The sequence below is a fragment of the Blastomonas sp. CCH1-A6 genome, assembly GCF_001556365.1.
GTDB lineage: Bacteria > Pseudomonadota > Alphaproteobacteria > Sphingomonadales > Sphingomonadaceae > Blastomonas > Blastomonas ursincola.
Window position 1 is genome coordinate 1 of record NZ_LSIS01000146.1, and the last position, 7,368, is coordinate 7,368.

At 64.9% G+C, this 7,368-nt stretch carries 9 protein-coding genes; 4 read left to right on the forward strand and 5 right to left on the reverse strand.

Going from position 1 to position 7,368, the window contains the following annotated elements:
• From AX735_RS05810 to AX735_RS05825, 4 genes are all read left to right on the forward strand, one after another.
• Positions 1-669 (forward strand): hypothetical protein (locus tag AX735_RS05810; RefSeq protein ID WP_066277090.1); only part of this gene is annotated, 669 nt, incomplete at its 5' end.
• Between the two features lie 25 nt (positions 670-694).
• Positions 695-1,132, forward strand: a complete 438-nt coding sequence (locus AX735_RS05815; protein WP_066277092.1) for a phage holin family protein — start codon at positions 695-697, stop codon at positions 1,130-1,132.
• Entirely contained in the window at positions 1,129-1,503 is a 375-nt protein-coding gene (locus AX735_RS05820; protein ID WP_066277095.1) for a hypothetical protein, read from the forward strand. Before AX735_RS05815 ends, AX735_RS05820 begins: the two co-directional genes overlap by 4 nt.
• Before the next feature lie 144 nt (positions 1,504-1,647).
• Positions 1,648-1,872: a DUF4170 domain-containing protein gene (locus AX735_RS05825; protein ID WP_060979067.1), complete on the forward strand. Its 225-nt coding sequence runs from the start codon at positions 1,648-1,650 to the stop codon at positions 1,870-1,872.
• 10 nt (positions 1,873-1,882) lie between these two features.
• On the opposite strand, the gene AX735_RS05830 is transcribed toward AX735_RS05825, so the two are convergent.
• The 5 genes from AX735_RS05830 to AX735_RS05850 form a co-directional block, all read right to left on the reverse strand.
• Complete coding sequence (locus tag AX735_RS05830; protein WP_066277103.1) at positions 1,883-2,560, reverse strand: rhomboid family intramembrane serine protease; 678 nt, start codon at positions 2,558-2,560, stop codon at positions 1,883-1,885.
• 3 nt (positions 2,561-2,563) lie between these two features.
• Positions 2,564-3,040, reverse strand: coding sequence for a transcription elongation factor GreA (gene greA / locus AX735_RS05835; protein WP_023836660.1), 477 nt, complete (start codon positions 3,038-3,040; stop codon positions 2,564-2,566).
• Between the two features lie 107 nt (positions 3,041-3,147).
• Positions 3,148-6,501, reverse strand: a complete 3,354-nt coding sequence (gene carB, locus AX735_RS05840; protein ID WP_066277108.1) for a carbamoyl-phosphate synthase large subunit — start codon at positions 6,499-6,501, stop codon at positions 3,148-3,150.
• Positions 6,502-6,562: 61 nt separating this feature from the next.
• Positions 6,563-6,934 (reverse strand): ribonuclease E inhibitor RraB, encoded by a 372-nt coding sequence (locus AX735_RS05845; RefSeq protein WP_066277116.1) that lies wholly within the window; start codon positions 6,932-6,934, stop codon positions 6,563-6,565.
• A partial coding sequence (locus tag AX735_RS05850; RefSeq protein ID WP_202189512.1) for a glutamine amidotransferase-related protein occupies positions 6,931-7,368 on the reverse strand: 438 nt, incomplete at its 5' end. The genes AX735_RS05850 and AX735_RS05845, both read right to left, overlap by 4 nt.

Sequence of the window (7,368 nt, forward strand, 5' to 3'; positions counted from 1 at the left end):
GGCCAGAATATAACTTGGGCAAGCGGAACCGTGGCGGCGCTTCATGCGTCTGCCCTCAAGCTTGAGGAGGAATTCATGTCCGAAGAAGAAACCAAGGCTGCAGCCGCGCCGAAAAAGCCGCGCGCGAAAAAGGCCGCAACTGGTGACGGTGCCGCGAAGCCCGCCGCCCCGAAGCGCAAGGCGGCTCCCAAGCCCGCTGCGGAAAAGCCCGCCGATGTCACCCCCACCCCAAACAGCGCGGTGCTCGTGTCGAGCGGCGTCGCTGCCGCCGGTGCGACCGTCGCCGCGCAGTCGAGCAACGCATTTCAACAGGTTTCCGAAAAGGTGAGCGCAATGATCCCCGAAGACATGGGCGGCAAGGCCAAGGACGTGGCGAGCGATGTCAAGGACATGGCCTGTGATGCTGTCAACAGCATCGCGCAGATCCTGAACGACAGCGCCGGCGCGATCGACGACAATATCGGCCCCAAATATGGCGACTATGCCCGCAGCGCGGCGCAAAGCGTCACCGACGCGGCCGAGCGGCTGCGCGCCAAGCCGGTCGAGGAAATTGCCGAGGATACGCGCGAATTCGTCCGTACCAAGCCGGTTGCTGCCGCAGGCATCGCTGCGGTCGCCAGCTTGGTAGTCGCCAAGATCCTCTCGTCGGTGTTCGGCAAGCGGCGTTGAGCGCCCAGTCCGGACCGCTCCACCCGTGACCCAGACCATTCCCGACACCGCGCCAGGCCCGGGCGCGTCCGATCCGCCGCCTCTGCCCGAGACGGAAGCGGACAAACCCGGGCTGCTCGAACAGTTGCACGGCCTCTACGCCGATGGCCGCGAACTGATCGATGCAGAAATCAGCTTCCAGAAGGCGCGCATGGCCGCCGCCGGGCGCCAGGTCCGCGCGATGGCGGCGCTGGTGTTTGTCGGACTGGTGCTGATCGGCTGCGCGCTGATCGCGCTGGTGGTAGGCACCATGATTGCGCTCATTCCCTATCTCGGCGCATGGGGCGCGATGGGGGCGACCGTGCTCGCTACGCTGATCCTGGCGGCGCTCGCCTTCTGGCTCGCGGTCCGGCGCATCGGCAGGGTCGGAGCGCTGTTCGCCGACGAGAATGCTGCTGCCGACGAGACGAAAGCCTCTGCATGACCGAGCCCTTGCACAGCACGCCGCACGATCACGATGACGATGGCGCCGAAAGCCTTGCCGAGGTTTCCGCGCGTCGCCTCGCTGCGCGCACCCAGTGGCAAAAGGCCCTGGCCCGCGCCAAGGATCGCTTTGCCCCCGCAAATCTGCGCGACGAGGCGATCGAGACCGCCGCCGAGAAGATCGGCAATGCCGCCGATCAGGCTGCGGGTCTCGCCTGGACGCACCGCTGGAAAATTGCGCTGGCCGGTCTGCTTGGCGGGCTGTTCCTCGCGCGCAAGCCGATCACCAAGGCCGCCGCGCCGCTGGCCGACAAGGCCAGGGCGCAAGCGGAAAAGGCCCGCGACGCTCTGCGCAGCACCGGCAAGCGCTGACAGCGCGCAACAGGGCTGGAAAATCCCGCGCAACCGCATTATGGCGCGCCCCAGCAACGCGATGGGGCACGGCACGCAACACCCTGTCGCACGGGAGAGGATGCCGCCCGGCATCCGTTTCATCTGTCAGGGACGCATATTCACATGAGCAAACTTCATCTCGTCATGGGCGGACGCGTCAGCGACCCCCAAACCCTCGATTATTGCGAACTCGACAAGATGGACCTTGTCGGCGTCTATCCCGATTATGCCAGCGCTGAGGAAGCCTGGCGCAGCAAGGCCCAGGCCACCGTCGACGATGCCGAAATGCGCTATGTGATCGTGCACCTGCACCGGCTGCTCGATCCGGAAGAAACGCCCGCCAGCTGACCCTAGTCGATCAGGGAATATCGTGCCGCGGCCGCCGGACCTGGTGGCTGCGCACGAGCGGCACCGCGAGCAGCAGGCCCGCGGCAAAACCGCCGATATGCGCCCAGATGGCGATACCGAGCGCAGTGCCCGCAAAGGCGAGCTGGCTGAGCAGGTTGATTCCGATCCACGCGGCCATCAGCCATGCCATGTGGACGACGATCTGCGGGACCGGGCCGATCGCGGGCGGCTTGCGGCGCGAGAAAAGCAGGAAATAGGCCGCCATCAGCGCCGAAATCGCGCCGCTCGCGCCCACCACCGGCACCATCGATACCGGGTCGATCGCGTAGTGCATGGCCGCAGCGGCGATCATCCCCGCGCCATAAAGCAACAGATAGCGCTCCCAGCCGAGCGCCATTTCGACGATCCGCCCGATCACGATCAACGCCAGCATGTTCATGGCAAGGTGAAACAGCCCGGCATGTAGAAAGGCCGAGGTGAACGGCGTCAGCCAGACCGGCACGACCCATGGATAATCGACGGGCAGAGCGCTCGAATGCCCGTATAGCGCGTCATGCAGCCGCGCCGACCAGAACCCGCCCTCGATCTGCATCGGTTCGGTCCAGCCGGTGGTAAAGCCCACCAGCCAGACCAGCACATTGGCGATCACGAGAAAATTGGTTGCCGACCGCTGCGGCACGGCGGGCATGGTTCAGATGAACTCGATCTTGGACACGAGGTAGAACTTGTCGCCCGAAGGCACGCTCACCTCGACCTCGTCGTCGAGCTGACGGCCGATCAGCGCGCGGCCCAGCGGGCTCGAATAGCTGATCCTGCCCTTGCGCGCGTCTGCCTCGGCTTCGCCGACAATCTGGTACTTGACCGGCTTGTCGTCCTCGTCGAGCAGCGTCACGGTCGCGCCGAACACGATCTTGTCGCCCGAAAGCGTGGTCGGATCAATGATCTGCGCACGGCTCAGCTTGCCTTCCAGATCGGCAATGGTCGCCTCGACCTGGCCCTGGCGCTCCTTGGCGGCGTGATATTCGGCATTTTCCGAAAGATCGCCATGCGCGCGCGCTTCCTCGATCGCCTCGACGATCAGCGGACGTTCTTCCTTGAGCGCCTTCAGCTCGCGCGAGAGCTTTTCATAACCTTCTGCCAGCATCGGCAGCTTATCGACGGTTGCCATTCGGCATATCCCTTCATCCTTGGCCGACGCGAAGCCGAACGTCCGACAATAATGCCTTTAGCGGCCCTCGAACGGGGCCGCATCAGGGTAACGACTTGTCGGGGGGCTCAAGCGTCAGGCCGTATATTATAGGCCTGAAGCGGCTTTACTTCAAGGCTTGTCGCCGCAAGCGACGCCATGGCCTTGACCGCCGCGACGCTGGCAGCTGCCGTGGTGAAATACGGAATCTTCCCCGTCAGCGCGCTGGCGCGGATCGATTGCGAGTCCTTCAGGCTCTGCCAGCCCTCGGTGGTGTTGAAGATCAGCGCGATCTCGCCGTCCTTGATCTTGTCGACGATATGCGGGCGGCCCTGCGCCACCTTGTTGACCTCGGTCAGCGCCACGCCATTGTCGGAAAGATAGCGCGCGGTGCCGCCGGTCGCGACAATGTCCATGCCGAGTTCGATCAGCCCGCGCGCGGCTTCCAGAATCACCGGCTTGTCGCTGTCCTTGACCGAGATGAACACCGTGCCCTTGGTCGGCAGCGTCAGCCCGGCGCCGATCTGTGCCTTGGCAAAGGCCGTGGCGAAATCCTTGTCGATGCCCATGACTTCGCCCGTGGACTTCATCTCGGGGCTCAGCACCGGATCGACCCCGGCAAAGCGCGCCCAGGGGAAGACCGCCTCCTTGACCGCCATGTGGTCGATATTGCGATCGATCACCGGCAGATTGGCCAGCATCTCGCCCGCCATCACCCGCGCGGCATATTTGGCCACCGGCTGGCCGATCGCCTTGGCGACGAACGGCACCGTGCGGCTGGCGCGCGGATTGACCTCGATCAGGTAAACCTGGCCGTTCTTGACCGCGAACTGGATGTTCATCAGCCCGCGCACCTTCAATCCCTCGGCGAGCAACCTGGTCTGGCGCTCCATCTCGGCGATGATGTCACTGCTCAGGCTGTAGGGCGGCAGGCTGCACGCGCTGTCGCCCGAATGGACGCCCGCCTCCTCGATATGCTGCATCACGCCGGCGATCGCGACCTCCCGGCCGTCGCAGATCGCATCGACATCGACCTCGATCGCATCGCGCAGATACTGGTCGATCAGCACCGGACTGTCGCCCGAGACCTGCACCGCGGTGGCGATATAGCTTTCCAGCTGCGCCTGGCCGTCGACGATCTCCATCGCGCGGCCGCCGAGCACATAGGACGGGCGGATCAACACGGGATAGCCGATGCGGTTGGCGACCGCGATCGCCTCCTCGCGGCTGCGCGCGATGCCGTTGGCGGGCTGCTTCAGGCCCAGCTTGTCGACCAGCTTGGCAAAGCGCTCGCGGTCTTCGGCCAGGTCGATCGCATCGGGCGAGGTGCCCAGGATCGGGATGCCCGCATCCTCCAGCGCCTGGGCGAGCTTGAGCGGCGTCTGCCCGCCGAACTGCACGATCACGCCCACCAGCTCGCCGGTCGAACGCTCGACATCGAGCAGTTCGAGCACGTCCTCGGCCGTGAGCGGCTCGAAATAGAGCCGGTCCGACGTGTCATAGTCGGTCGAGACGGTTTCCGGGTTGCAGTTGACCATGATCGTCTCGAACCCGGCGTCACCAAGGGCGAAACAGGCATGGCAGCAGCAATAGTCGAACTCGATGCCCTGGCCGATGCGGTTGGGCCCGCCGCCCAGGATCACGACCTTGCGCCGTTCGGTCGGCTGGCTCTCGCATTCGGGCTCGCCGAAGGTCGGGGCCTCATAGGTCGAGTACATGTACGGCGTCTTGGCCGCGAACTCGGCCGCGCAGGTATCGATGCGCTTGAACACCGGGCGCACGCCAAGCTTGTGGCGCAGCGCGCGCACCTCCTCTTCGGTGACGCCGCCGGTCATCGCAACCACCGCATCGCGCACCAGGCCCGATCCGCGCGCGAGGGCATGGCCCATGCCCGGCCGCAGATTGGCCGACTTGAGCGCGAGATAGGCGAGGCGCTTGTCGGAAAAGCCCATCGACTTGAGCCGCCGCATCCCCGCCGCATCGCGCGGAAGGCCATCAGCGAGCACCTCGGCCTCGGCATCGACGATCTGCTTGATCTGTTCGAGGAACCAGGGATCGAACTTGGCGACGGCATGGATCTGCTCCACGGTCATGCCCTCGCGCAGCGCCTGCGCCGCGATGAGCAACCGGTCGGGCGTCGCCTGGCTGAGTTCGGCGACGATGTCCTCGTGCGGCGCGCCGACGAGATGATCGACGAAATTGAACCCACTCAGGCCGGTCTCGAGACCGCGCAGCGCCTTCTGCACCGATTCCTGGAAGTTGCGGCCGATCGCCATCACTTCGCCCACCGATTTCATCGCGGTGCCGAGCAGCGGGCTCGATCCCTTGAACTTCTCGAAGGCGAAGCGCGGAATCTTGGTGACCACATAATCGATCGTCGGCTCGAAGCTGGCAGGCGTCGCGCCGGTAATGTCGTTGGTGATCTCGTCAAGCGTGTATCCCACCGCCAGCTTGGCCGCGACCTTGGCGATCGGGAAACCCGTCGCCTTCGAGGCGAGCGCCGAGGAGCGCGACACGCGCGGGTTCATCTCGATCACGATCAGGCGGCCGTCCTTCGGGTTGACCGCGAACTGCACGTTCGACCCGCCCGTCTCGACGCCGATCTCGCGCAGCACCGCGATGCTGGCCGAGCGCATGATCTGATATTCCTTGTCGGTCAGCGTCAGCGCGGGCGCGACCGTGATGGAATCGCCGGTGTGCACGCCCATCGGATCGACATTCTCGATCGAGCAGATGATGATGGCATTGTCGTTCTTGTCGCGAACGACCTCCATTTCATATTCTTTCCAGCCGAGCAGCGATTCCTCGATCAGCACCTCGGTGGTCGGCGAGGCGTCGAGCCCGCCGGTGACGATCTGGACGAACTCGTCGCGGTTGTACGCGATTCCGCCGCCGGTGCCGCCCATGGTGAAGCTGGGCCGGATGATCGAGGGCAGGCCGGTACGTTCGAGCACCGCCAGCGCCTCCTCGACCGTATGCGCGATGCCCGACCGCGCCGATTCCAGCCCGATCTTGTCCATCGCCTCGCGGAACTTCTGCCGGTCCTCGGCCTTGTCGATCGCCTCGGCCTTGGCGCCGATCAACTCGACATCGTATTTCTCGAGCGTACCATTGGCATCGAGCGCCAGCGCGGTGTTGAGCGCGGTCTGCCCGCCCATGGTCGGCAGCACCACCAGCTTCTCGTTCGGACGCTCGGCGCGCTCCTTGGCGATGATCTTGGCAACGATCTCCGGCGTGATCGGCTCGACATAGGTCGCATCGGCCATGTCGGGATCGGTCATGATCGTCGCGGGGTTGGAGTTGACGAGGACGATGCGATAGCCCTCCTCCTTCAGCGCCTTGCACGCCTGCGTGCCCGAATAATCGAACTCGCACGCCTGGCCGATGATGATCGGGCCGGCGCCGATGATCAGGATGCTGTCTATGTCGGTGCGCTTGGGCATTGTTTATCGTGCTCTCTTTAAAGGCGTGAATTGTGTGTCAGGGCTGCGGCGGCGCGGATCATCAATGCACCGTGCCGGTCTGGGCTTCGCAGCCCCAGCCGTCATATTCGAGGTCGAACAGCTGCTCGATCTGCAGGCACAGTTCGGTGAGCGCACGGATCGACTTTTCGTCCACCGCCTGCACCCGTTCCAGAAACAGCCAGGGGTCGCCGCCTTGTTCGTCATCTTCATGGCCAAGCTCGGTCAGCCCCAGCTCCTCCGCCGCTTCGGACAGCCGCTCCAGATTGGCCTCGGACCCGCGAAAGCTCACGTCCACCGCACGGCGAATGCTGGCCTGATCGCCATTGGCGGCCAGATTGCGCAGCACGTCCTGATCGGCGGCCCATTCCTGCTCCATGCGGACAGGATCGACGGGGGGGAGCTTGATCGTCACGCGGCGGTCGCCGGAGCCTTGAGGCTGCTCACGAACTTCTCGAACAGGTAGAAGCTGTCCTGCGGTCCCGGCGAGGCTTCGGGGTGATATTGCACGCCGAACGCTTGTCTGTCGGTGAACGCGATACCGCAATTGCTGCCGTCGAACAGCGAGACGTGCGTCTCGACGACATTAGCGGGCAGCGTTGCCGCATCGACTGCGAAGCCGTGGTTCATGCTGGTGATCTCGACCACACCGGTCTCGAGCCGCTTGACCGGATGGTTCGCGCCGCGATGGCCCTGGTGCATCTTGAGCGTGCGCGCGCCGGCGGCGAGGCCGAGCAGCTGGTGGCCGAGGCAGATGCCGAAGATCGGAATGTCGCGCTCAAGCAGGCCCTGGATCACCGGCACCGCATAGACGCCGGTCGCGGCGGGATCGCCTGGGCCGTTCGAGAG